Annotated in this window: 23 protein-coding genes and 1 pseudogene; 11 read left to right on the top strand and 13 right to left on the bottom strand. The window is 51.2% G+C overall.

Features of this window, described 5'->3' with window-relative positions:
* Positions 1-8: 8 nt before the first annotated feature.
* Together H8F23_RS06275 and H8F23_RS28820 are read right to left on the bottom strand one after the other, a co-directional pair.
* A complete protein-coding gene (locus tag H8F23_RS06275; RefSeq protein WP_194933767.1) occupies positions 9-1349 on the bottom strand; it encodes a hypothetical protein in 1341 nt (446 codons plus the stop codon).
* 126 nt (positions 1350-1475) lie between these two features.
* Positions 1476-2246 carry a hypothetical protein gene (locus H8F23_RS28820; protein WP_228759135.1) on the bottom strand — a complete coding sequence of 257 codons (771 nt, stop codon included), beginning with the start codon at positions 2244-2246 and terminating at the stop codon, positions 1476-1478.
* 474 nt (positions 2247-2720) lie between these two features.
* On the opposite strand from H8F23_RS28820, the gene H8F23_RS06265 reads away from it, so the two are divergent.
* On the top strand, positions 2721-4874 hold the full coding sequence (locus H8F23_RS06265; RefSeq protein WP_194933766.1) for an AAA family ATPase: 2154 nt from the start codon (positions 2721-2723) through the stop codon (positions 4872-4874).
* 682 nt (positions 4875-5556) lie between these two features.
* Here the strand turns inward: H8F23_RS06265 and H8F23_RS06260 are convergent.
* The gene (locus tag H8F23_RS06260; RefSeq protein ID WP_194933944.1) at positions 5557-5994 is read right to left on the bottom strand and encodes a transcriptional regulator; all 438 of its coding nucleotides are present in this window, start codon (positions 5992-5994) and stop codon (positions 5557-5559) included.
* Positions 5995-6074: 80 nt separating this feature from the next.
* On the opposite strand from H8F23_RS06260, the gene H8F23_RS29115 reads away from it, so the two are divergent.
* The 5 genes from H8F23_RS29115 (at position 6075) to serS (ending at position 9648) form a co-directional block, all read left to right on the top strand.
* The gene (locus tag H8F23_RS29115; protein ID WP_324187879.1) at positions 6075-6470 is read left to right on the top strand and encodes a metallophosphoesterase family protein; all 396 of its coding nucleotides are present in this window, start codon (positions 6075-6077) and stop codon (positions 6468-6470) included.
* Between the two features lie 456 nt (positions 6471-6926).
* Positions 6927-7262, top strand: a complete 336-nt coding sequence (locus H8F23_RS06250) for a hypothetical protein (protein ID WP_139831688.1) — start codon at positions 6927-6929, stop codon at positions 7260-7262.
* A 181-nt stretch (positions 7263-7443) separates the two neighbouring features.
* Positions 7444-7854: a DUF6957 family protein gene (locus tag H8F23_RS06245; protein WP_194933765.1), complete on the top strand. Its 411-nt coding sequence runs from the start codon at positions 7444-7446 to the stop codon at positions 7852-7854.
* Between the two features lie 173 nt (positions 7855-8027).
* Positions 8028-8300 carry a hypothetical protein gene (locus tag H8F23_RS06240; protein ID WP_228759134.1) on the top strand — a complete coding sequence of 91 codons (273 nt, stop codon included), beginning with the start codon at positions 8028-8030 and terminating at the stop codon, positions 8298-8300.
* Positions 8301-8358: 58 nt separating this feature from the next.
* Positions 8359-9648, top strand: coding sequence for a serine--tRNA ligase (gene serS, locus H8F23_RS06235; protein ID WP_194933764.1), 1290 nt, complete (start codon positions 8359-8361; stop codon positions 9646-9648).
* A gap of 345 nt (positions 9649-9993) precedes the next feature.
* On the opposite strand, the gene H8F23_RS06230 is transcribed toward serS, so the two are convergent.
* Complete coding sequence (locus H8F23_RS06230) at positions 9994-10416, bottom strand: hypothetical protein (protein ID WP_194933763.1); 423 nt, start codon at positions 10414-10416, stop codon at positions 9994-9996.
* A gap of 42 nt (positions 10417-10458) precedes the next feature.
* Entirely contained in the window at positions 10459-11631 is a 1173-nt protein-coding gene (locus H8F23_RS06225) for a hypothetical protein (protein ID WP_194933762.1), read from the bottom strand.
* Positions 11632-12100: 469 nt separating this feature from the next.
* Here H8F23_RS06225 and H8F23_RS06220 point away from each other — a divergent pair, with 469 nt between their 5' ends.
* A complete protein-coding gene (locus tag H8F23_RS06220; RefSeq protein ID WP_194933761.1) occupies positions 12101-12469 on the top strand; it encodes a hypothetical protein in 369 nt (122 codons plus the stop codon).
* A gap of 128 nt (positions 12470-12597) precedes the next feature.
* Here H8F23_RS06220 and H8F23_RS06215 read toward each other — a convergent pair whose 3' ends face one another.
* From H8F23_RS06215 to H8F23_RS06200, 4 genes and pseudogenes are all read right to left on the bottom strand, one after another.
* Positions 12598-14076, bottom strand: coding sequence for an ATP-dependent nuclease (locus tag H8F23_RS06215; protein ID WP_194933760.1), 1479 nt, complete (start codon positions 14074-14076; stop codon positions 12598-12600).
* 117 nt (positions 14077-14193) lie between these two features.
* Positions 14194-14379, bottom strand: coding sequence for an AAA family ATPase (locus tag H8F23_RS29245; RefSeq protein ID WP_194933759.1), 186 nt, complete (start codon positions 14377-14379; stop codon positions 14194-14196).
* A gap of 585 nt (positions 14380-14964) precedes the next feature.
* Positions 14965-15258: pseudogene (locus H8F23_RS06205) on the bottom strand (lipocalin family protein); the annotation flags it as partial.
* Between the two features lie 157 nt (positions 15259-15415).
* Positions 15416-16477 (bottom strand): SDR family oxidoreductase, encoded by a 1062-nt coding sequence (locus tag H8F23_RS06200; RefSeq protein ID WP_194933758.1) that lies wholly within the window; start codon positions 16475-16477, stop codon positions 15416-15418.
* A gap of 444 nt (positions 16478-16921) precedes the next feature.
* On the opposite strand from H8F23_RS06200, the gene H8F23_RS06195 reads away from it, so the two are divergent.
* Positions 16922-18472 (top strand): TIGR04141 family sporadically distributed protein, encoded by a 1551-nt coding sequence (locus tag H8F23_RS06195; RefSeq protein WP_095181755.1) that lies wholly within the window; start codon positions 16922-16924, stop codon positions 18470-18472.
* An 80-nt stretch (positions 18473-18552) separates the two neighbouring features.
* Here H8F23_RS06195 and H8F23_RS06190 read toward each other — a convergent pair whose 3' ends face one another.
* Positions 18553-18909: a hypothetical protein gene (locus tag H8F23_RS06190; RefSeq protein WP_095048481.1), complete on the bottom strand. Its 357-nt coding sequence runs from the start codon at positions 18907-18909 to the stop codon at positions 18553-18555.
* A gap of 154 nt (positions 18910-19063) precedes the next feature.
* Here H8F23_RS06190 and H8F23_RS06185 point away from each other — a divergent pair, with 154 nt between their 5' ends.
* From H8F23_RS06185 to H8F23_RS06175, 3 genes are read left to right on the top strand one after another with little or no spacing between them, the layout of a single operon-like run.
* Complete coding sequence (locus tag H8F23_RS06185) at positions 19064-20584, top strand: recombinase family protein (RefSeq protein ID WP_095048480.1); 1521 nt, start codon at positions 19064-19066, stop codon at positions 20582-20584.
* 29 nt (positions 20585-20613) lie between these two features.
* Positions 20614-21492: a ParB/RepB/Spo0J family partition protein gene (locus tag H8F23_RS06180; RefSeq protein ID WP_095048645.1), complete on the top strand. Its 879-nt coding sequence runs from the start codon at positions 20614-20616 to the stop codon at positions 21490-21492.
* Entirely contained in the window at positions 21492-22397 is a 906-nt protein-coding gene (locus H8F23_RS06175; protein ID WP_095048479.1) for a plasmid partitioning protein RepB C-terminal domain-containing protein, read from the top strand. Before H8F23_RS06180 ends, H8F23_RS06175 begins: the two co-directional genes overlap by 1 nt.
* A 312-nt stretch (positions 22398-22709) precedes the next feature.
* Here H8F23_RS06175 and H8F23_RS06170 read toward each other — a convergent pair whose 3' ends face one another.
* Genes H8F23_RS06170 through H8F23_RS06160 form a run of 3 tightly spaced genes read right to left on the bottom strand, consistent with a single transcriptional unit; the run spans position 22710 to position 23659 of the window.
* Positions 22710-22889 carry a hypothetical protein gene (locus H8F23_RS06170; RefSeq protein WP_194933757.1) on the bottom strand — a complete coding sequence of 60 codons (180 nt, stop codon included), beginning with the start codon at positions 22887-22889 and terminating at the stop codon, positions 22710-22712.
* Positions 22890-22913: 24 nt separating this feature from the next.
* Positions 22914-23105, bottom strand: coding sequence for an antitoxin Xre/MbcA/ParS toxin-binding domain-containing protein (locus H8F23_RS28815; RefSeq protein WP_194933756.1), 192 nt, complete (start codon positions 23103-23105; stop codon positions 22914-22916).
* Positions 23106-23140: 35 nt separating this feature from the next.
* Positions 23141-23659 (bottom strand): hypothetical protein, encoded by a 519-nt coding sequence (locus H8F23_RS06160; RefSeq protein ID WP_194933755.1) that lies wholly within the window; start codon positions 23657-23659, stop codon positions 23141-23143.
* Positions 23660-23742 lie beyond the last annotated feature (83 nt).

Here is a 23742-nt window from a genome sequence, read left to right as displayed (position 1 = left end):
AAAGCTCTCTACCAGTGATTACCCGGAGTGCCATCACCATCCCCAAGTAGCAGGTGGTGAGGCAGGGGCTCAGGCGTCCGATGTTTCCCTACCCGGTAAAAGGCGGTGGTTTCACTCACTGCCCAGGACTCCATGCGAGCCGTCGAATTCTCGGGGCGCAAGTAGTTGGCGTAGACATAACGCAGCCTGGATCCCTCGGCCTCAAAGTTGCGCATTTCCATCGCGTTGAGTTGATGACGGAGCGCATCTTCCGATGAGCCGCCCAACGCTTCGTAGCCCACATGCACCGCACCCGGTAATCCCAGAGTCAGCTGCTGAGCCGCACGCCCAACGGTGCTTCGGAAATGCTTGGCTTTCGCCATTGCAGCGTCAAACGACGCGCTTTGCCAACTCACGATGCTTGCGTGAAGAACCCGATCGGCATGCAGTGGCATCCGTGTCGAGGGTACCCATTCGCCACTGAAACTATGGTCGTACGAGAGGTCGTACTCACCTTTGATAAGCTCGACCATCCGGCTTGAGCCAAAGTAGACGTCGTCATGCGCCATGACCATGTTCAGATTCGTCCAGTCGGCATCCCAGATATGCGCGGCCAAGTTGTCATCCTCCAGTACCAGGCGCGCACGCGGGTCTTCAATATACCGCTCCACGTGCTTGACTAGGGTATCGGGCGGGTATTGCTTGAGCTCGCGACGGAATTGCACATCTATGACCAGTCGACGGCCCAAGCGTCGAGCCAGTTCATGGACAGGTTTGGCCAAGGCCTCGGCGCATGCGTGTTCCTCCAGCTCGTAGCCCGAACGGTTGATCCGCTTGCACTCCACCGCCCAGCGCCGGCGATTACTGCTGACGAGCAAGTCGGGTGTCTTGGAACCGCCCAACTGCTCCGGAACGAACTGAACGGTTGCCCAATCCCGACTTTTGTATGCACCTGCCACCAGAATTTCGTAGAGGCCAGCATCGGGGGTCTTTCGTCCTTTCTTGAGCAGAGTTTCGACTCTGTCGTTCACTCCCTTTACCCGCTGAAGATGCACCAGGAGATGCCCGATTCGATGCATCAATGGAGCGATACGGAAACCTTCAGGTGCGAAGAAATTCCGCCGATCTTGAGCGAAAGCGTTGGCCTGATGGATGTACCAAAAGACGGCGTCGTTCTTGTCAAACAGTGGAACCTGTTCACCATGTGCCCACTTCGTCAGGGCATTTTCGTAGTTAGCCTGCACGGTATCCATGCGGGCGTCCCAGTCACGCTGTTCGAGCAGCGAGCGAAACCACGCAATTGCATCAAGACAAGGTTGGTCGATCCAATCCTGACCTTCGCGTGTGGCTATCCAAAGTGGTGAGTTCATTCTTGTATGCCCTTCCTATGGGGGATTGTCTTGAGGCGGTTGCGCACCAGGTGCTCCCTGAGCGCATCAGAGCTCACCAGAACGCAACCGACCGCAATCAGTTGCCAGGCGGCGTTCTCCATCCATTCAACGTCGGACGTCCGCATCCTCCGGTAACACGGCGCCGATCATTTCCATCATCACCATTTTGTTCAAGTAGTACGCAATCTTCTCTGCCGGAATGAAGTTCAGAAGCCCGTGTTGCTCGCTTGCGAGTGTGACCAAGCCTGCGAATTTCCAAAGGTCATCGACATCTGCGATGACGACCGAGCCACTCATGCCATTGAAGTCATCTGGACGGTCGCCCACGATTTTTATGGTTGAAAGGCCCGGAATCCCTGGCTCGATGAGTTCCCCCTTGAGCCAGTGCAATTGCGCCCCCAAGACCCTTTCTTCGTGGTCGTAGTGTCGGCCCTCGTCCGGATAACCAAAGACGTGGAAGATATCAGCGCGGCAGAAGTCTTCGGTCTCAACACAGCGGGCCGCATCCAGGCTTGTGAGTCCTGCCGCGTACAAATCAGCATGCTGCGATTTTACGATCCGCAGAATGACCAGATCTGAATCCAGATCAGGGTCAGATTCATCCCGAAAGACTGCGCGTTGGTCGAACACGATGGAGATAGGGGCGTTGCGCAGCAGAATCCGCAAATCGTCATGCGCTGCGCATTGGTTGTTGAGTACGTGCAGGGCGGTTACGACGAAGAGTTCACCTTCGTACTCCAGCACAAAAGCAGTGCCAATCCCACCATGGGAGTAATACTCGTCGTAGCGCTCACTGCTGAGAATCACCGGATGAACGTGGCCCTGCATCATGTCAGTAAAGGCTTCTTCCGACATGTATTCTTCCGAGTCTTGCATGCTGAACCTCCAAGCTGTGGTCTTGCGGAATACGCACCGCTTACGTCCGACTAGCGCGGCTGACGGTCTCCAGATTCACCAATATCCCAACATGATCTCTGGTGCGGAAGCGACTGTGCTAGAGCCATTGAAGTAGATTTTACCAAGCCATTGCCATGTAATGGCCACGGCATTCGTTTGTAGTCATCGTTTCCGAGAAGGAGTTTGCTTGGGTTGATGCGGCAATTGTTGGGCGTGTTCTGTGTGTGGTTGAACGATGCCTACTCCCCTGGAAAGGACGACTTCTACCTGATAGGTGGCTGCCCGACCAAGATTTCTGCAACTGAAGCGCTCCAAGTTTTGAGAGCAGATGGACTCCCCCGCAACTCACACCAGGCGAAACGAATAATTGATTTCAAGTGCGTGGTGGCCCTATGAAATCGCAAGCTTTCTGCCTATCTTTGAGCTGGATCTGCCTCTGCCAGGGACTGTGCCATGCTCGAAAAAATACTTCTCCGCAATGTTTCCAGTTACTCGTCCGACGCTGCCGTGTCTATTGCTCCGCTCAGGCGCGTGAGCTTGTTCTATGGCCAGAACGGTACTGGCAAGACCACAATCGGTAACTTCCTACAGGCTCCTGGCGAGGCCTGTTATGGCGCCTGCGGAGTGGAGCCGGTCAAGGCCGATCGCGAGGTGCTGGTCTACAACCATCACTTCATGGAGAAAAATTTCCAGGAGGCGACGTCTCAGCCAGGGGTATTCACGCTCAACGAGGGGAATATTGAGGCCAAAGAAGCGTTGGCAGCAGCCGAGGCATCAATTGCGGATTTAACGATCACCCATGATGCTGAAATGGAGAAGGGGGTTAACAGCAAGAAGGTTCATGACGCCGCGTACGAAGTACTGCTGGAAAGTGTCTGGAAGCCTAAGCGCGAGTTTGATGGTACTGCACTGACCTATTGCTTCAAGTCGCTCAACACGAGGGAGCGATTGCTGGAGGCCGTTCGCAACGTACCGCTGGTGACCTCAACCGATACCGCCCAAGGGCTGTTGGCTGAGGCGGCTGCGTTAAAGGAGACGAGCGATCAGGAGCTGCAGGGCATTGCGCCGCTGGCGTTTCAAGTGCAAAACCTGGAGGGCGATCCGATTCTGCAAGAGGTCATCACCGGTTCAGGTGACTCCTACCTTTCTGCGTTTATCCAGCACCTGGGGAATTCGGACTGGGTCAAGCATGCTCTACGTTATGAGGCAGAGGCACACGACAAATGCCCTCTTTGCCAGCAAACCCTGCCTCCGGATTTCTACGCTGAGGTTCGTAAAGTTTTCGACAAGACCTACGAGGAACGCCTGGATGTGCTGCGACAACTCGAAGCCCGGTACCGGGGCGGGGTAGAGCAGTTTCTACGTCGGTGCGAATCCCCGGAGTACCAGCACCAAGCGATCAAACTGCATGTCACGAAGCTGCAGGCGGCGTTCCAAAAGAACCTGCAAGTCATCACCGAGAAAATCGCCAGTCCATCCTTGATCATTACCCTGGATTCCAGTGCCCCACTGATGGCCCAGTTGAATGGCGAAATCGCGGCTGAGCAGCAGAAGATCGACGAGATCAACGCGAAGATAAAAAATCGCAAGCAGCATGAAGAAAGCATCAAGCGACGCTTCTGGAGCTGGTACAGGGGGGCGTGCAATGCGTTCTTCGTGACATTCGACAAAGTTGAGAAGGCCCAAAGTCGCTTCCGCCAAGTGGCCAAGGATGAGGTGCAGACCCTTAGGAGTCGTATCCAAGAGCAACAGGAGATCGTGAGGACGTCCAGAGCATCCATCACCAATACCGACCAAGCGGTCGAGAACATTAGGTATTGGTTGCGTATGCTGGGTCTGAAAGGCTTCGAGCTGATAAAGGAGGAGGGATCTGTACCCCAGTACCGGCTTGAGCGTCCGACCCAGACTGAAGGGGTGTTCAAGACCCTGAGCGAGGGTGAGAAAACACTGATCTCATTCCTCTACTTCCTTGAGGTCTGCAATGGAGAGATGGGCTCTGGAGCTGGAAAGCTCAAGAGTGACCGGATCATCGTCATCGACGATCCGATTTCGAGCCTTTCCCATAACTATGTCTACGACATCGCGTCCTTGATCAGGCGCGAGGTGCTGATGCCGAAGGAGCGCTTCAAGCAGGTGATCATCCTGACGCACAATCTCTTCTTCTTCCATGAAATGGTCAAGCTGTTGAAAGAGGATGGAGAGAAAGCGTTTGCGCTGTTTCGCATCACTAAGTCCGAATACAGCTCGGTAGTGGCGATGGAGGAGCGGGAAATTCAAAACGACTACCAGGCGTGCTGGCAAACGATTAAAGACGCGCTGCAAGGGAGAACGTCACCCAACGTACTGCCGAACATGATGCGCAACATCTTGGAGTATTACTTCAGCTTCGTGCACCAGACACCCACGCTACGCCAGGCGCTGATGAAGCTCAGCGAGAACAAGCCAGAATTTAGGGCGTTTTTCCGTTACATCAACCGTGAGTCCCATACGGATTCGGTCAATATCACTGACTTCGGCGAGATCGATCCTGCTACCTTCATCGATCGCTTCAAGGACGTGTTCGTTGAGACGAAATTCGAAGCTCATTTCGACAAGATGATGGCGTGAGGTCGTCCAGGGGAGGGTAGTCACAAGGCCAATCAGGGCTGAAGAAGCGAATTTTACCAAGGCAAATACTAGCCTTTTCACGCAGGCTATCCACTGATAGCATTACGCCTGCAGCTACCACCAAAGGATTCTCCTTCCTGCCTGGCACTCTTCTGCTCGCTTTGCACGTGGCGTGTAAAGGCTATCAGCGGCCCGCTGAGATCAGATGGAGAATACGCCATGACCGATCATGGAAAAGTTGTTCTGGTTCGCCAGTACAACCGTTTCCGGCTGGGGCAGTGGGAGATCGTGTGCATGCACATGCGCTCCCTTCCGCGCCGTTAATTGAACGTACCTAGGTGGTAGCTGCACCCTCCCTCACACGCTTTCCCAATGCCAAATCTGGATACCAGTCGCTTGATCAGGCGCCGTACTCGCGCAGGCCCTGAATGCCTGAATTGATCACCAGAGCGTGTCTTATACGTTGCTATTGAACTCCATTCAGGAGTACCTAGGGCTTCACCCGGTTGTCTCTACGGGGGATCTGGAGGTGCGCTCAGGGGCAACGGATCTCCGGCGAGAGATGCGTTTCCTGCACGAGTCAGTTTGGCTTGGGGTACCGGCTTGCCAAGGCTTCGAGGTTGGCGGGCAAGTCAACTTTGAACCTTGCAAGAAAGTAAACCGATGAGCCAAGTTCAGCAATTTACCAATGTCTCGCCACCGTTTGTTTCGATATAGCCAACGCCCGAGCAACCTCGGCCTTGGATAGCCCATCAACCTTTAAACGTTGCACTTCTTCACGGCGTTTAGCAGCAGCTGCGACTCTGGAATGACTGTCTTCCGGTTTAACAGCGAGCGGGGCTATCAATCCGCCAAGGGCAGACACTTCTTTACATACACGCTTCAGGAGCTCGGTAGGACGCACGACTTCCTCAGCACCGTATGCCAGAGCAAGAATGGACAGAGGATGAACGCCCAGCTGCCGAGCAATTTCATCTAGCTTTTCGACAGTAACGCCACGTTCTGAGCGCTCAATGCGACTGAGGTGGGAAGCAGTTACGCCTTCTTCCAGATCGGTCAGCAGTACCTGATGTTGCCGGCGAACGTGTCTCAGCGCAGCGGCGATTGATTGCCTGAGCATTTGGGCCATTCTCTAAAATACGACTGTATGCCCGGTTTGCTCAGTTCCACTCAATGTCGTATAGTCAAACAAGGAACTATTTGGGCTATCTCTGTGTTCGGACGGGCACCGAGCATCTTGAGCTAATGGCTACCAATATATCGCTTAATCGTCGAACGGGGCTGCCAGCAAGCTCTGCGGGGCAGAGTCATGAAAATGTTGGTCTATTGCACAACGGCTTCGCCACCTTCGAACCACCTAAAACAGAGGCTGACATCGTCGTGGTGGCCGGTGACGTGGACTTCCAGGCGCGAGGTGTGAAATGGGCCAGCGAGTCGTTCAGCTATCCCGTTATTTATTGCAGCGGCAACCACGAATTTTACAAAGGCCACATCGACCACACGCTTCGCAAAATGCGAGAGGCCGCTGCGCCGCATGTGCAAGCCCTGGAAATCAGGTTTGGATCTGCAACCAAACACGCATTCTGGTCTCAATAGTCTGGACGGATTTCTCATCCATCTGAGACCCGGTGGAAGCGATGGTGACCTGCGACTGTGGATGAACGACTTCCAGGTGATCAGAGCTGAGGAGAACTTTCCACGGCTACGTCCAGCGGACGTGATTGAGCGAAACCGGCTTGCGTATGAATTCTTGAGTGATGAACTCGCTAAGCCCGTTGAAGGTTCAATGGTCGTTGTTACGCACCATTATCCGATCCCGGAAGTTGGGGGAGGCAATCATGACGGTCATCTCAGCGCAGCTTAAACAAATCGGTGGCGTTCACTTTTACCGATGACTGACGTTTGGATTTTTGGACATACGCATCGCGCTGTTGATGTGGAGATTGGCAGGGGCCGGATCATCTCAAATCCTCGCGGTTACCCCGGCGAAGACACAGGATTCATTCCGGATTTCACGATTGAAATCTGACCCAGTTGATGAGGGTAGCCAGGATGTACTGGATAAAAACCTATGGAGCCAAGCACTGTGATTTTCGCTTTCACAGATACCCCAGTGTCATTGAGAGAGCACGTAAAGCCATTGCAGATCCGGATGTTGCCGGGTACTTGCTCTGCGCCTTGGAGCGACCTCCAAAAATCACAGGTCTGTTGTTTTTCGACCCGGCAAAAAAGTATCCGGAGGGACTTCCCTTTCATGCTCTGCCAGTCATCAATCGGTGTCGGAGAGCAGGCTATGACCTTTTCACGATAATCGATGGTGGGACTTTCGTTGTTGCTCACTGGCTGCATGAAAATGGCGCTTTAGATCGTTTTGACCGGGTTCATTGATGCTGCCTTCGTTGGCGTTTGCAGGTAAAAACGGTAGGGAAATGGAGTTTCCACAATGTGTGCGGGACGCAGAGAAATTCGATTTCGGTGTGCCGATTACCGGGTACTCACGAGGCAAGACCAGCAGCTGCCTGGAAGGTTTTCGTGCGGATTCAGAATTTTTTAAGAATTAGGCAACAGTGTGCAAACTGAACTGATTGAAGATGTGCTTTACGGCCCTGCAAGGATGATAGGGGGATCGCGATTAGGAGATGAAGAGCTGATCAAATTGGCTCAGGAGGAGTTTGCGGAGCAGCGGTTTTGTATCGTCCGGAACTGGATGCTCATGGACATCTTGCTCCCTGACACTCAGGAAAAGGACGTCCAAAAGCGCGGCTTGCAACCTTCAGTTCTGTTTGTCCACAAGACAGTATTTGACAGCGAAGGGCGAACTGCAGCTCGCGACAGTTTCATAACTGGATTTCAAAAAAACTTCCAAGGGTGTTTTTTTGAAAGCGAGGATGCGATGTACGTACTTGCTGGTAGAGGCTTTCGCAAGCATGTGAGCATGCCGGCTTTTCAAGCGCTGAATGAATACAGGAAGGCACGCTGATCGTTACTGCCTTCCTGGTTCGCGACCGACTTCCAGAATCTTCCCCATTTCACTCGGATATCGTGAATGTTTGATCCACGCAACGAGCTCCACTTGTGTGCCAGCCACTACATAAAAGCGGTAGAGGCTGTGCGAGGGCAGGGCGCAGCTCTACAGCTGCTACGGGAGTTTTTATGCCTGAACGCTCATGCCGAATTGTTTATGCGCCAGATATCAATGCCTACTTTGTTCGCCTGGATGACGTCGATCGGTGGAGCAACAAGCGCGTCGGAATGCTAGATGCAGTAGCCACCATGCTATTTAAATCATTCGAGGTGTTCCAGGCGGAAATTGCGACGTGGACATCTCAGGATCACGCGCACGTCCGTAACACCACGGGGGATGGATGCCTTGATCAAATTAGGATTGCTTCCGGGCAACTGATCTCAGTTTCACATCAAGTTTGAATCATCGATCACTCCAGTTCGGGCGAAGCGATGTGCTCCAATACTGTGAGGTACCCCTATGCTCAATCCCCAGCTGTTACGTAGCAACCTTCAGGACGTGGCAGATCGCCTAGCTCCCCGTGGCTTTGCCCTGGATATAGCGCGCATCGAAGCACTGGAAGAACAGCGCAAGACCGTCCAGATCCGTACCGAAGCACTGCAGGCTGAGCGTACCGCGATTTCCAAGAGCATTGGTCAGGCCAAGCAACGCGGCGAAGACATCGCACCGCTGATGGCCAATGTCGAGAACACGGGCGGCCAACTGAGCGAGAACAAGGCTGCATTGGACGAGATCCAGGCTGAGTTGGAAGCGATCCTACTGGGCATTCCCAACCTGCCGCACGAGTCCGTGCCGGTCGGCGAAAACGAAGACGGGAGTGTCGAAGTGCGCCGCTGGGGTACTCCACGAATCTTTGATTTTGAGATAAAAGATCACGCCGCGCTTGGCGGGAAGTTCGGTTGGGTAGACTTTGAAACCGCCGCCAGGCTGTCCGGTGCGCGCTTCACTCTGCTGCGCGGCCCGATTGCCCGTCTGCACCGCGCCCTGGCGCAGTTCATGATCAACCTACACACCAGCGAGCACGGCTACGAAGAGGCCTACACCCCGTACATGATGCGGGCCCCTGCGCTGCAAAGCACCGGTCAACTGCCGACGTTCGAGGAAGATCTGTTCAAGATCGCCCGTGGAGGCGAGCAAGATCTTTACCTGATCCCTACGTCCGAAGTCCCGTTGACCAACCTGGCGGCAGGGCGGATTCTCGATGCGGAACAGCTGCCCCTCAAGTTTGTTGCCCATACCCCTTGCTTCCGCAGCGAGGCCGGCGTGTCGGGGCGCGACACCCGTGCCATGCTCCGCCTGTACCAGTTCGACATTGTCGAACTGGTACAGGTCGTCGAGCCGTCTAACTCGATGGGGGCGCTGGAAGACTTAACCGCCAACGCCGAGAAAGTCCTGCAACTGCTGAGCCTGCCTTATCGAACTATGGCGCTGTGCACCGGCGACCTACCTTTCAGCGCGGTCAAGACTCACGACATGGAAGTGTGGATTCCGAGCCAGGAAAACTACCGCAAAGTTTCCTCATGCTCCAACTGCGGCGATTTTCAGGCCCGCCGCATGCAGGCACGTTTTCGTAACCCGGAAACCGGCAAGCCGGAACTTGTGCACACTCTAAACGGTTCTGCTTTGGCGGTCGGTCGTACGTTGGTAGCGGTAATGGAAAACTACCAACAGGCCGACGGTTCGATCCGCGTACCGGATGTACTGAAGCAGTACATGGGTGGCATGGACATCATTAGTTGTAGGCGTTGAATTTTCCTTCGCCAGATCCAGAGGTCGACAAGGTGAACAATGCGCAGCAGATTGCTGGTGCGGCAAGGCGGGGTCATAACGTGTTGAGAAAGTACAATGGTGAAGGCAAAAAACGCTTGCTTTTGAGGCGGATTTGCATGGTTTTTACTTCGCGCATGGGCTCTTCATAATCAGGTCGCTCTCATGTTCTTCGCTGAGGATGTTGGCTCATTCAGATGACTTTCCAGAGCTTGACGCAGTCTCTCCAGAGCGTCCTGCAGACGCCGCTTTTCTCGCGGATCATCTCCCGTCGGCACAAAGCTCTCGCAATGCCTGATCAATGCCTCGCAGTTGTTTGCATTCAAATCAAACTCGATTATTTTCCAACCACTCCCGGTGCGCTTTGAGGTGTTCCATTTCCCTTACCCACACCCGTAAAAAGCGTCGCCAGTCACTCGCGTAGCTTCCCTGAGGTAAGCGGGTGGAAAGCATGCTGGCGGCTTCAAATCTTGCGCGCCAAGGTTGGGGAATATGCTGATCCAAAACAATTACAAAGGGATGGCTATCAGCGCCTTCGATTTGAGTCTCGGGAACGGCTTCACGAAGTTCATCAATCGACATGGCGTGGGAGTGGCCAATAGGGTTCTCTAGATCCTCCCTGTCGATTTCAGCGAGGGTGGCTAAAGGGACCTTGGCTTCTGCTGCGCCGGGTTGCAGAACCTCCAGCTCCCACAGCGCTTCTCTGCGGTTTCGCTCGCGCAGCCAAAGAGCTTTTAGATCAGTATCCATTCACATTTCCTTACCTTGTATCGACCTTTATCACTGGGACAATCAGGTGGCAGGCTTCTGAGGATCGGTTTCGATCGACTTTTTGACCTCCGCTGCTTTTTCGGGTTTTAGCGGCATTCGGAGGGCCTTGCTGTTTTTTGTGACAACACAGTAAGCCGATTTGGCTGGCCAATCTTTGAGTTCGGTTTTGATCAGCTTTTCTGGGCAAAGCAGTAGCACATCACCGAAAGAAAAGAGTGGAAATGCGGAGGCTAGAGGATATTTGCGCACCGTCTCCACAGTGCCCCAAACCTCAGGATCGAGATCCTCTTTCGCATAATTTTCGGTCAGCAAAAACTTTGCTGCGGTCTGGTCGCGGACGTTCATCATCGAAGACGCCGTGTACACAATGGTCAGAGGGCCTCCTGGTGAAGCCCCAATGATGATGGCCAGGATTACGAATGCCGCTGCCAGACACTGCGAAACCCGTTTGAAGAGATCGGTTTTGCTGTCATAGAAAACGATGACAGGGATCAATGTCATACCGGCGAACACAATGGATATGAGATTCAGCTTGATTAAGGCTTCGGGCGTATCTTCACCGGAGTAAGATTTAAGGATGAGGCTGACAGGTAGTACGGTTGATAGGACAGTGCTGATCAGGATGCATGCCAGCATGACCAAAAAGACGAAACGTGTTGCCTTGTTCTTTAATTTTCCTGGTGAGGTCGTCGTTGCACAAAGGTTTATTGCCTGTCTGAATTTCGAGTTTTTCTGTAATGCCAGAATTGTCAAAATGCCATAGGCAACTACCCAGATTAGCTTATAGCCATCGGTGACTTCTATACCTGTAAATATCGTCACCATCAGCACTGCGATTCCGAATAGTACTGCTAAAAGAAGCAGCTTCATCACGTCAACTTGGAGATCTGGACTTTTGTTGAAAAGCGATACTGAGAGCCCGAATAGTACACTTGTCGTCATGAGGACTGAGAAATAGGCCGCTACCAAGAGTGCGATTACTGCAAGCCACAGTAGCAGTGCTGATTTAGCCTCAATCGCTGAAGCCATCAAATCTGGACGACCGATCGCTGTCGTATAGGCCGATATCGTATAAAACCCCAAAATGGTACCGAGACCACCCAAGATCACACTGATTGGTGCCCAATAGGTGAAAATCCGTTTGATGTTTTTCTTCAATGCCGCTTGGAAGGTCAAAGGCCTCTTGAAGGTCATGTATAGGTTCCTTGCAAGGATTTAAATGAGGGGCATTCGAGCCTGGTGGCTTCACAAGAATGATCGAGATAGCACAATCGAATGCCTGACGGGCGCTGTATCGCCCGGCGCTTGTTTTGCTTGATGAAAATTTATTTTTTTTCGCCCCTTGAAAATTTTTTTGTGCGACGGATCTTTATATTTTAGGACAACAGAAAAGCAGCGATCTTGGCACCTCACCCTTCAACGGCTTCCTGGCCGACCTATGTTGTTTTTCGTCGCCGCTGTGCTCTTGCTTATAGCTTTTTCTAGCGACTACTTTTGGCTGACGCAGGTGTATGGCTGCCTTATGGGTACAGCAAAATCGTCCCTTAGCGGCTGAAAGCCTCTGCTAACCCGTTTGATTTAAAATTCACGGTCTTTTTTTGAAAAAATACTCGTGCCGGACAACTTCGTGCGAGTCAGTCCGCAGATTAACTGGAGAGAGCAGATGGAAGACGAGATTGAGTCTCAGGTTTGGCGCACGGCGCAGCAGGCATGTAGCAAGGTGTCGTTTGCGCGACTGCTTGAAGAGGCGGTCGCCAGTTTCAAGAGAATCCCGGGGCTTGATCCTATCGTGCGGCTGCACGCTTCAGTGATCGGTGCTGAGAGCATCAGAGTGCTACGTGATGTTATGGAAAGTTCTGATATAGATGCGGGCCGATTTGCGTCTTACGTCGAGCTTAGGTCTCGTCTGAGAATGCATTTGCTTTCGTTCATTAGCGGACGTTGTCACCGCAGCGAGCGTCTAGTAAAACGTCAATCCAACTTCAATGCTGAGCGAATTTATGATGAATGGCTAAGGTCACCTGGCTTGTAGCAATTGCTTTCCTCTCATATTTTACGTTCTTTCGAAGGTGTGAAGTAGTTTAGGGGGGGGTATAATTGATATTTCAATCCTATATACTCATATTTAATATAAGTATATAGGATAAGCGAAAAGCCTACTTATGCAGCGAGATGATTTTGAAGATAGAGAACAATTTTGCTTAGTTCTTGGCTCTGCGTACTCGCAAGATGATCAACAACCATTTCGATTATATCGGCCCTTGATTTTCCTCGATTCTTTAATTCACCCTCAATTATTTTGTACAACTTTTTCCCGTTGCTGTCTTTTGAAATATCTATCGAGTTTCGGTATTTTTCAATTAATTCCGAAAGACTTGCTTTTTGAAAAATGAAGTCATTCAATGCTCGAAAAAGTTTGTGGTCTATACTGTCATGAAGTTTGCTTTTGAGATACTTTTCGAGACTTTCAATGGGTAGAAAGTTCATTGGTATGTTGTTGTGTATGTTGCGGGAAGTAATATATTTTTGAGCATCTAATTTTATGTCGCCGTCTAGAATCATAGAGATGCTTGATGCTCTTCCCAATAAATTGCTGTTGACCACCTCTCTCGCGAGCTCAATGACATTTGTGTACCCACCGCAAGGAAGAACATGCACTAACTTACTGGATAAGAGACCATGCACTTTTAGTAGTCTCGTAATGATTTCTTTAGCAAGATCATCTTCAACCAGGAAAACGTGATCATATCCAGAGTGATCATATAATATGCGGGTAGCATATGCAGGAAAGCAAGGATTCAATATTTCTAGGGAGCCATCAACGTGCCGATCCAAGAAAAAAATATTGCTTGGCTGAATTGCGCCGACCAACTCAATGGAGTGAGTTGAGAAGTAAATGGCATAGTTGTATTGATCGGCAATCTCGTTGAGAAAATGCACAAGTCGCTTAAGCGACGAAGGGTGAAGGGCTAATTCTATTTCATCAAGAAACATAATGCATGGTTTGTTGAGGCTTGCGCGATCATTATTCCTAAAATTGATGGAGTTTAAAATGCTTACAAGAAGATTTTCTCCGGTTGACATATGGAACTGGCTAACTCTGCGTCCATCTTTTTCGTAATAAAAAATATCGCCACTGAACTGAATGTCAGGGCCTGCGTCTGCGTTACTGATCTTGAAGAGCTTCTCATAGAACTCTGGGTTGTTATGGAGTATTTTTCCAAGGCTTTGACGAATGAATTCAGCCCCTGGATTAAGTTTTGCGCTCTCAACTTTGTCTAGCTTTCTGAGGATGTGGATGCTTGTATTGCGAAACCTAGTTCCATATATGATACTGCCCTCATAGAATCCTTTGATGGTCATGCCCCCTCTAGATTCTTTAATCCATTTTCCCTTGTCATTTTTTGTCCAGGAGCGGGTTGCATTATCAAACTTAAATGTAATAGATGCGTCGTCGTCAGTTGATCCGAAATACTCATTCATTGGCATATTGAAAAATACTGTAGAAGCGCACGCAACCAGGGTGCTCTTGCCTGATCCGTTTAGTCCGGTTATGGCATATAAACCTTTTTCTACAGGCAGATCAATTTCGAGGTTTTTGATGGATTTTACTTTATTGATTTTTACATTAAGCTTCATATGAACTCCATTTCTTTCGTATTTAGTTTTATAACTTTACAATTTAAGCGTGGTGACGACTTTGTGGCTTGAGAATAGGCGCTAATGATCGCGAAAGGCATTCTTAGCTCTACCACACTAGGTGATATATCCAATCCTTCGGCTCTCAGCGCCGTTTAAGAAACTATTCAAGGCTTCAAGCTCAGAGCTTTTACCAGCACCATTTTCCCCAGATAGTGCACTAAAGTGTTTTCCATTCGAGAGTTTTATATAATTGATGGCTTGATACGTTTCGAAATTTCTAATCAAAAATCCGGTAGTCATACTCTATCCTTGTTATGGATTATCCAGATAGCGCTGTTCTCGTTGCCGGCAGATTGCCATTATCGCGCATCAATCCGCAATGGCTTTTGCTGAGTCTTTTAAACGTCAACTCGTAATTATCAGCTCCTGTGTTCCATCGACACTGACTAGGACGTCAATGTGTTTGGTACCACCTTTGCGTCACTAGAGCGTAAACAAGCTTAAAAGGCGTCGTGAGTAACCCGTCCACGTGCCCGCTACGGGTCGTAAGCGAAGGAGTGAAGCGTACGGATTGCTGTCGATCCCGAACGGCTGTCATTGGCCGATCGATGCCGGTCGCGAGACGTAGAAGCGAGCCAAAGCGGACACTCAGTAATGACTCAGAAGCGCTATCTGGCCGCTTGGCTTATCTCACGTCTTACAAGTGCTGATGCGGCACGCAGTGCGCTTTATTAAGTTGCCCCAGTGGGGGGGACGGATTTTTACATTACGCGTGCGATGGTTGCTCATAGTGTTTACGGCTCGTCGAGACACCCAGAAAACGATCATGGGTCATTGAGCGAAGACGTCTAGATAGTCATCCATGGCAGTACCATCATTGAGTCACCTGCCTGGCTGCTGCGATTCGGCAATTCCGCGTACCTCTTTCCATTCGCCATCCTGTTCCTTGCAACGATTGGTGACGTCAATGCGGCCATCATCACGCAGACGGTAATGCGCTTCTGACTGCTGGCAATTGCGCTGGAAGAACATAGGCAACCTGGCCTGCTCGTACCAGGTGCCCTGGTATTTTTGCAGGTCGACTTGCATGGTGGAGGGAGGGGGCTCTTGGCGCGAGCCAGCGCACCCAGCGAGTGCCACACCCAGACAGGAAAGCAGAACGATCTTGCGTATCGACATGGAGACCTCCAGGTTGTCAGGAGAAACGCACATGTCATTGGAGGTAGGCGAGAATGAAAAGTGCTATCGATTTAAAGTCAGTACGATTGTCCGCTCACTTTAGCTGGCGTCGGCATTCAACGACCTCTTACTTGGCCATTATCCGTTGCGGCACGACCTAGGGTATCAAGCGCATCTCGCGTAGTTTGTTGAACACGTCGAAAAATGCCTGATCGCTCGCCTGGTAGGCAGTGAAGCCCATGGTGCGACTTTTCGACATATCCGTCACCACTTCGATGGGGCGACCGAGATCTGCATCGGTGTGCCATGGGGATATCAAGCGCCCGATATCCGACTCTTTCAAACCGTGTTCCGCAACCATTTGCCTCCACACGGTTTGGTCGTCAGACATCTGCTTCTCAAGTGGGGAGAGTGAAGCGGGATAATCGGCGGCAGGCAAGTCGAAGTATTCGGCAATTCGGCTCCACATCCACTTCCAACGAAATACATCGCCATTAGTGACATTGAATGCTTGGTTGGCTGCAGCCGGCGTGGTGGCCGCCCACAGTTGTTGTCTCGCCAACTGACGGGCATCCGTCATATCGGTAAGGCTGTCCCACTGCACTCTTGATCCGGGAAACACAAAAGGGCGATTGGTTTGTTTGCAAATCGAGGCATAGACGGCGAGGGTGGTTGCCATGTTCATCGCGTTGCCTACGGCGACACCGGTGACGGTGTGCGGGCGATGAACGCTCCAACTGAAGCCGTCCTTTTCAGCTGCGGCGAAGAGTTCGTCCTCTTGGGCGTAATAGAAATTCTCGACATCCAGGCGACCCTGCTCTTCGCGGAACGGTGTTTGCGGAAGGCTGCCTTTACCATAGGCTTCGAATGGGCCGAGGTAGTGTTTCAGGCCAGTGACCAACGCTACATGCACAACGCTCTTGGCTGGGCGAATGGCGGCGAGCACGTTACGTACCATGGCGGCATTAACGCGAATGTTCTCGGCCTCCGTTGCTTGCCGTGACCATGTGGTAATGAACACGTGAGTGGGTTTCAAATCCGCCAGCGCCTGTTCCAGCGAAGCTGGATCCTGAAGGTCTGCCGCGACAGAGATCACGCCTTGCACTTGCGACGGGTGCCTCGACAGTGCGGCGACCTGCCACTCGTTGTCTATTAGTAACTGTGTGATGGCGCTGCCGACGATGCCGCTGGCGCCCACGACCAAAGCTGTCTGGGTCATACGTTTCTCCTGGATTTAGGTTTGGGAGTCCTCCGAAGCGATGGAGGTTCAACCTAGCCGGATCTTCATTGGCGTACCTTGTATGCCAAGCGTTTCACTCGCATCGAATCCGCTTGGTCATCTACCTTCGCATCTTGGATGATTACTTGGTTTTTCATTTTTTCTTAAACCGGCGAGAACCTTGAAAAAGTGAGATCAGGCGCACACTCGCCAGCGCATCCCTTTGTTGTCTTCTCGGGTGACAATGGCAAGGTTCATCCTCAATGTTTTTCTCCATCACGGTGATTCAATGACGCGCAAATTGAGCCTTTTGAAATATATGTGACTAAACTGCGTGCAGTTGTTATAGAAGACGGCTATACATTCAAAACCTAGCATATACGGACTTAACCTGCGGCATCTGGACGATAGGTTGAGTTTGAGGCGAAAGGTCAAGGAGGGCGTATGAAGCTAACCATTAATGTCTTTCTCCTTAAGGCAGGTCGTAGCCTTCGCGACGCGCTCTCTGATGAAGTTAGACTAGACCCCATTCCATTCTCACTACCCGGAGTGGAGTGCCTTTTCTATCACCAAACAAACGCATCCCATCCCAAGTGGACGCAGCTTTTCAATGATATTGAACAAGTTGCGGAGCTAGACCTCCACGGTCGGTCGCTCAAGGCGCTGATGGTGATGGCTGTACGTGATCGCATTTTTTGTTTCACATTTGGGCATGCGCGGCACCTTATCGACGGTGCCGGGATTGAGCGCTATTTCGGCCTTCGCACCGCACTAAGTCTTACAGATCCGCTGTTAATAAAGTCTGTGGAGAAGTCAAATATTGATCGGACACCTCTGCGCTCGAAAGCCCAATCTTCGAAACATATGACGATATCGGAGTTCGACTTCAAATTTGACTCGGAAATTTTAAAGTCGCTCACGGGAGTCATTGAAGGTGAGAACGATGAAAGCGAATACGTGAGCGGTTCGGATTCGTTGGCCTTGCATTCGGATGTCAGACTGGAACAATTTCCGGACATTGCCTCAAGATTACTGGTTGCCTATGAGGACGAGCGCTGCAAGGAAAAATATCCCTGGATGGACTATATAGTTCCGGTACGAGACGCAGCCCTTACATCTCAGCTTGATGGGTTGTTGGTTGATGCCATTAACGCAGAGGATTTCGATCGGGTTCGTGCCGCTGCGCCCATGCTTTTAACAGATGACGTTAGCGGTTTCGGCTACGTTCGACATGGAGCGCGCTCCAAAAATGGGCCCGCGCTAAGCTTTGACTTGGATCTTCGACAAGCACTCGTTTCCAAACACATTTTAGGCGCTGTAACGCTACAGTCGCTGCATTCGGAGCGTATCTACCTCTACGGTGGGGATGAACAGCGACGCGAGTGTTGGCCTTTATACATATGCATTGAAGGTGAAATTGGGTTTCAGGAGAAGGTGTATCTATTAAGCGAAGGGGATTGGTACCAAATTGATCGTGAGTACACTGATCAGGTCAATCGGTATTTTGCAGCAGCTACTCCATCCGAACTGCATTTCCCTCCCTATCACACTGATCTTGAGGGGCCCTACCTTAGGCGAATTGCAGACAACATCAATTTCCATCTGCTTGATCAGAAACTGGTGCGACTGAACGGGGCCTCAAGCCCCTTTGAATTCTGTGACTTGGTTACCCCAGATCACCACATCATCCATGTGAAAAAGTACTCATCATCAAGCGTACTCAGTCATCTGTTTTCTCAAGCTTATGTGTCCGCCGAAGCGTTGATTAACTCTCCAGACGTTGCGGTTCAGGTGAATGCACATCTTGCGCTGGACGGTGACTTTCGCTTTGTCTTTGATCCGTCTACCCAGCCACGTAACCGCATTGTTTTCGCCATCATGCAGCCCCATGACGTCTTGCACATGCCATTTTTTTCTAAGGTTAACTTCCGACAGTTTTCACAGAGGCTGACTGCCATGGGGTACCAGGTGCAGGTGTGCCGGATACCCAGTTGATTGACTCACCCTGGTCTTGCCGTGGTGTGCAGCTACGATCACATCGAATTGTCGGAAATGAAAAAGAGGGTGTGATTTGCTTAAGGTGAGGGAAGTCCGTCCCGGCAGTCACACGAGTCAATACTATCTATTGCAGATTGGAGTTTCTGTCTAAGCTGAGGCAGCTGCGATGCAGTCAGGGCGTGAGGCCTTTTCGCCATGCTTAGGAAGGCTGCTAGAGCAAAATCGGAATGCTTAACCAAGGCAACCAAATGTTCACCCCTTGGGCCGTTACTCCCAGACATCCAGTTTTTCACAGTCCTCTCATCCGCATTCGTCCAGCGCATCAAAGTCTTTGTCGCCTGATGAGTTTCACCAAGCTCTCTATGCAAGGCCAGGGCAATCTCAGCGGCATATTGTTTTTGGGGCAGAAAAGTATTGCCTGTTTTAGTGAACATATTTCGCTCCTCGGTCTTCTACCTTCTTAAGGGCTATTTCGAAGAAACGCGTTGACCGTTCGCGGCATGTGACGAGTCAGGTCGGCCGTAAATCAGGACGAGGGTAACGCCCGTGCGGACGCTAATTGAGAGTGCGGATGGCATTGACTCGCCTATGGCCTTGGCTGCGGCGTATGTGCGCATGTCCACGGAGCACCAGCAATACTCAACAGAAAACCAGCTCGATACCATCCGACTATACGCGGTAACGCATGGGTTAGAGATCACCAAGGTTTATACCGATGCCGGCAAAAGCGGCCTGCGTCTGGAAGGTCGGGATGCACTCAAGCAGTTATTTTCCGACGTGGAGAGCGGGCTTGCTCAATACACAACGGTGTTGGTCTACGACGTAAGCCGGTGGGGGCGATTCCAAGATCCTGATGTCAGCGCAAGTTATGAAGTGAGATGTCGCCAAGCTGGCGTATCAGTCCAATATTGCGCTGAGCAATTCACCAACGATGGCTCGCCAGTGTCGAATATCGTCAAAAGCGTCAAGCGCATGATGGCAGGAGAATACAGTCGAGAATTGTCGGTCAAGGTCTTTGCCGGGCAATCACGTTTGATCGAAATGGGCTTTCGGCAGGGTGGGCCCGCCGGATTTGGACTTAGGCGTCAATTGGTGGACGCAAGTGGACAGCCCAAAAATGAACTGAGTATTGGAGAGCACAAAAGCATTCAAACTGATCGGGTCATTCTAATACCTGGCCCTGCCAGTGAAATCGCGATAGTCCAACGCGTTTACCAGCTGTTTGTAGAAGAGGGTAGAAGTGAACGGGAAATCGCTGACTGGCTCAATTCGAGTGGTGTAGTCAACGACCGGGGCTCAGCATGGTCACGCGGCACCGTTCACCAGATACTGATCAATGAAAAGTACATAGGAAACAACGTTTGGAACCACAGCTCCTTCAAATTGAAGCAGACGCGTGAGCGCAATCGTCCAGAAAATTGGATAAGGGCCAACGGAGTCTTCCGGCCAATTATCAGTGTGATCCTTTTTCAAGCCGCTCAAGCCGTCATCCAGACGCGCTCATACCGTATGCCTGATGATGAGATGCTTTGCGTGCTCAAGGCTATCTACGAACAGAAGGGATATCTGTCGGGACTGGTGATTGATGAGTCAGAAGGGTGTCCGTCCAGTAGCGCCTATCAACACCGATTTGGGAGCTTGCTCCGGTGTTATTCATTGATCGGTTACACGCCTGAAAGGGACTATCAATACATAGAAGCCAATAGGCGCCTTCGACATTTGCACCCGGTCTTGCTGGGGAAAACCACAGACAGAATCTCGGAGGTGGGCGGGCAGGTAATCATCGATCCCAACACAGACCTTATGCTGGTTAACCAGGAATTAGTTATATCGCTGGTGCTCTGCCGCTGCCAAATATCGATCACCGGCTATAAGCGTTGGAAAATTCGATTCGACGTTGGTCTGAATCCAGACATCACCGTCGCCGTGCGTATGAAAGAGCAAGAAGAAGCCGCGCTGGACTATTACATCTTGCCGACCGTGGAAATGGAAGCCCCCTCATTGCGTCTGGCCGAGAGTAATCAGTCCAATCTCGAAATCTATAGGTTCGACTCATTGGATATCCTTGCGCAGCTGTCTCGGCGGTCTGCTCATCGGAGGGTGGCATGACGGCAATTCAAAACCATCGTAAAGCGTTGATGCATGTCGCAGAAGAATCATTGATTCGGCTCATTCCGTTGGATGATATTCGCGTGCTCAACCCTAGAATGCGTAACCGCCAGATTTTTGCAAAGTTGGTGGAGAATATCTCTGCATTGGGTTTAAAACGTCCAATCACTGTTACCCCTACCGCCATTGGCGCAGAGACATTTGAAATCGTTTGTGGGCAGGGTCGCTTTGAAGCCTACCAAGCTTTGGGGGAGAAAAAGATTCCGTGCATCGTAGTGAGTGCCAGCGAAACTGACCGTTATCTCATCAGTCTTGTCGAGAATTTGGCCCGCCGCAAACACTCGAATAAAGAACTGCTGTTATCGATTCAAATCCTCTCTGATCGAGGCTATACGCCTCAACAGATTGCCAGTAAAACGTGCCTGGATGTGACTTACATACACGGAATTCTCCTGCTTCTGCGGCAAGGAGAGGAGCGGTTGATCGCCGCCGTAGAAAAGGGGTGGGTTTCAATCTCCATGGCGACGGAAATTGCGCGCTCCGATGATGGAGAAGTCCAGCATGCCATGATGGAGGCATACGAGACCGGTGTGTTGAAGGGCGAGCAACTTATGAAGGTGCGACGCCTGGTTGAAAGGCGTAAAGCGTTGGGCAAGCGTTACGGGCAGCAGCCTCACAGTGATAAACCGACAACTCCGCAAAAGCTTTTGAACGTTTATCAAGCGGAGGTGCGTCGTCAAAGAGTGATGATCAAAAAAGCGGATATCAGCGAGCAGCGTCTGCTTATTATCGTTACGACAATGCGTCGGCTGCTATCAGACGAGTACTTCGTCACTTTGTTGCGCACTGAGGAGATCTCGGACATGCCTAAGCCATTGGCAGATCGTGTATTCGGGGAGACTCAATAATGGCCGAGATAAAACAGGCTTTCGAGCAGCGCATCATTGCCATTCCAATTGAACGGATTCTCCCTACTCGCAAGATCGAAAAAATCATTCAGGGTAGTAAAAAATACGCCAGCATTCTCAGTTCGATCAAGGAACTAGGAATAATCGAGCCCTTGGCCGTGCATCCCAAACCAGTGGTGAGTGGTGGGGTGTCAATGTATATGCTCTTGGACGGGCATCTTCGCTTGGAGGCACTGAAGACATTAGGTGGTACGGAAGCTCTGTGCTTGATTTCTACTGATGATGAGGGGTTTACCTACAACCGACAGATCAACCGGCTGACACCGATCCAAGAGCATAAGATGATTATTGCGGCCCTGAAGAAAGGAATTGAGGCCACCCGCATTGCCCAAGTGCTGGGGATCAACGTGGATCGAATCCATGAGAGAGAGAACCTGCTCAACGGCATCGCGCCTGAAGTGGTGGAGATGCTCAAGGTTCGAATGGTCGCTCAGGACGTTTTTCGCGCACTTAGACAGATGAAGCCCATTCGGCAAATCGAGACTGTGGAAATGATGATCTCGGCTAACTGCTTTACTCAAAATTATGCTCGGATGGTGTTGGCCGCGACTCGCCCAGAGATGCTCGTGGAGAAGAAGAAAAAACAGGCGGCGGATGTCAGCTCCGTGGATATTGCTCGCATGGAGCGTGAAATGGAAAACCTGCAGCATGATTACAAGCAAGTTGAGGACACGTTGGGTGAAACGATGCTGGTCTTGGTCGTCGCAAAAGGCTACCTGGCACGCCTGCTTCGCGATGAAGCCATTTCCGCTTACCTGAAGCGGCATTACGCAGAACTGCTTGAAGAACTGCAATCCATCATGGACGCAGTCACTTCAGATGCCCGTCATCTTGAAAGAGAATGACGGTACCTCACCATCACACCGCCAGATCTAGTTGCAGTCTCCATTCAAGCAAATCCTTGGGCCATCGCTCTGCAGGAATCGTCTGAATGACCCCCTTCAACAGCTGGGGATAATGTCCGTTCACAAGAGCAACTTTCTTCGGGTCTGCTTAAAACAGTACTGACGTTTTACCTGCAAGATGCTGCCCTTCACGTAGACACTCTAAAGCGTCAGCGCCCAATCATTCCCGGCGCAAGAACCCGACACTGTCATTGGCGCCCGGCCTTCTGGCTGACGGTTTCATTGCAAAGGCAGTTTTTACAGATGATCAGGCTAAGAGTGGGTGTTGTCATCTACCTGCTCCTTCAAGTGCAATAAAAGGGCGTCTCTCAGATCGAGCAGTGCCTCGCGCATTCGCCGATCTTCACGAGCATCACCCGAATCCGATTGGAATGTTTGCGCATGCCGAAGCAAAGCCTCGGCGTCGTTTGTGTTGAGATCAAAGGTGATCATGTCGTTCCTCGACGAAAGGCGGCATTAACAGGCGAACCCATGACTGAGCCTATCAAGTTCTGCTTTCACGACTTTATATCCCATCTGATTGTGAGCCAGTTGCAACCGCGAGCAATCACCTGTTTGTGCTGTCGGCTGGCTCAGCCAATGATCGGCTTTCGCTTTGTTGCCAAAGACAAGCTCGGCTTGGTATTGGATCTGCTCGACATTGTTCACTTTTACTCCTGGCACTCTATTGCGACTGGTTCATCTCATTTGGCTGTAGAGGCGGAAGCAGGGGTCTTGGCGCAATATTCACGGAACGCCTTGATGCCGCGCGTGATGATCAATATTGGCTTAACCATGTAGCGATAGCTGACGAACAAATTCAGCGCGATCCAGGCTAGCTGGTAGGACGATCCGTGAAAGCTTCGGTGGTTGGCGCTGTTTGTCCAGAAACCGTAGGCAACAAAAATAGTAAATATGGCGACCGCCAGAGGCAGGATCCCGAGCCTCCCTAGAGAGACGCCAATGAAGGGGATAGTAACCACCGAGCGAACAGGCTCTCCTGCCACTTGCATTGCCCAGATTCTGTAGACCTTGTCCTTATCCAGTTGTGCTGTCACTCGAACACGATCGCCCGCCTTGACGTGAGCATCCAGCACATCTGGGATTTCGATCGGTTCGAGTTTTTTGCCGTCAATTTTCCAAAAATGGTAGCTCACCATGTCGCCGCCGAAGCCGCGCGATTTCTCGTCGAGCCGGCCGTCTACGATCTGCATTTCCTTCATCTTGAGTCCCTGTCCTTGCGTCGCTGAGTGATGGCAAAAGGATATTTCTGCCAAATACTAAGGATTACTTAGTATGCGGTCAA

Origin of the sequence: Pseudomonas neuropathica (assembly GCF_015461835.1) — a bacterium.
Classification (GTDB): Bacteria; Pseudomonadota; Gammaproteobacteria; order Pseudomonadales; family Pseudomonadaceae; genus Aquipseudomonas; species Aquipseudomonas neuropathica.
This window is presented reverse-complemented; position numbering and strand designations above follow the sequence as displayed.

Bases quoted from the DNA above. Each gene is read 5' to 3' on its own strand.
- H8F23_RS06240 (WP_228759134.1), top strand. From the start codon at position 8,028: ATGCCTGAACGCTCATGCCGAATTGTTTATGCGCCAGATATCAATGCC.
- H8F23_RS06185 (WP_095048480.1), top strand. From the start codon at position 19,064: ATGGCCTTGGCTGCGGCGTATGTGCGCATGTCCACGGAGCACCAGCAA.
- H8F23_RS28820 (WP_228759135.1), bottom strand. From the start codon at position 2,246: ATGCAAGACTCGGAAGAATACATGTCGGAAGAAGCCTTTACTGACATG.
- H8F23_RS06195 (WP_095181755.1), top strand. From the start codon at position 16,922: ATGAAGCTAACCATTAATGTCTTTCTCCTTAAGGCAGGTCGTAGCCTT.
- H8F23_RS06180 (WP_095048645.1), top strand. From the start codon at position 20,614: ATGCATGTCGCAGAAGAATCATTGATTCGGCTCATTCCGTTGGATGAT.
- H8F23_RS06265 (WP_194933766.1), top strand. From the start codon at position 2,721: ATGCTCGAAAAAATACTTCTCCGCAATGTTTCCAGTTACTCGTCCGAC.
- H8F23_RS06260 (WP_194933944.1), bottom strand. From the start codon at position 5,994: ATGCTCAGGCAATCAATCGCCGCTGCGCTGAGACACGTTCGCCGGCAA.
- H8F23_RS06220 (WP_194933761.1), top strand. From the start codon at position 12,101: ATGGAAGACGAGATTGAGTCTCAGGTTTGGCGCACGGCGCAGCAGGCA.
- H8F23_RS06160 (WP_194933755.1), bottom strand. From the start codon at position 23,659: ATGAAGGAAATGCAGATCGTAGACGGCCGGCTCGACGAGAAATCGCGC.
- H8F23_RS06190 (WP_095048481.1), bottom strand. From the start codon at position 18,909: ATGTTCACTAAAACAGGCAATACTTTTCTGCCCCAAAAACAATATGCC.
- H8F23_RS06275 (WP_194933767.1), bottom strand. From the start codon at position 1,349: ATGAACTCACCACTTTGGATAGCCACACGCGAAGGTCAGGATTGGATC.
- H8F23_RS06225 (WP_194933762.1), bottom strand. From the start codon at position 11,631: ATGACCTTCAAGAGGCCTTTGACCTTCCAAGCGGCATTGAAGAAAAAC.
- H8F23_RS06230 (WP_194933763.1), bottom strand. From the start codon at position 10,416: ATGGATACTGATCTAAAAGCTCTTTGGCTGCGCGAGCGAAACCGCAGA.
- serS (WP_194933764.1), top strand. From the start codon at position 8,359: ATGCTCAATCCCCAGCTGTTACGTAGCAACCTTCAGGACGTGGCAGAT.
- H8F23_RS06250 (WP_139831688.1), top strand. From the start codon at position 6,927: ATGTACTGGATAAAAACCTATGGAGCCAAGCACTGTGATTTTCGCTTT.
- H8F23_RS06215 (WP_194933760.1), bottom strand. From the start codon at position 14,076: ATGAAGCTTAATGTAAAAATCAATAAAGTAAAATCCATCAAAAACCTC.
- H8F23_RS06175 (WP_095048479.1), top strand. From the start codon at position 21,492: ATGGCCGAGATAAAACAGGCTTTCGAGCAGCGCATCATTGCCATTCCA.
- H8F23_RS06200 (WP_194933758.1), bottom strand. From the start codon at position 16,477: ATGACCCAGACAGCTTTGGTCGTGGGCGCCAGCGGCATCGTCGGCAGC.
- H8F23_RS29245 (WP_194933759.1), bottom strand. From the start codon at position 14,379: ATGACTACCGGATTTTTGATTAGAAATTTCGAAACGTATCAAGCCATC.
- H8F23_RS06170 (WP_194933757.1), bottom strand. From the start codon at position 22,889: ATGATCACCTTTGATCTCAACACAAACGACGCCGAGGCTTTGCTTCGG.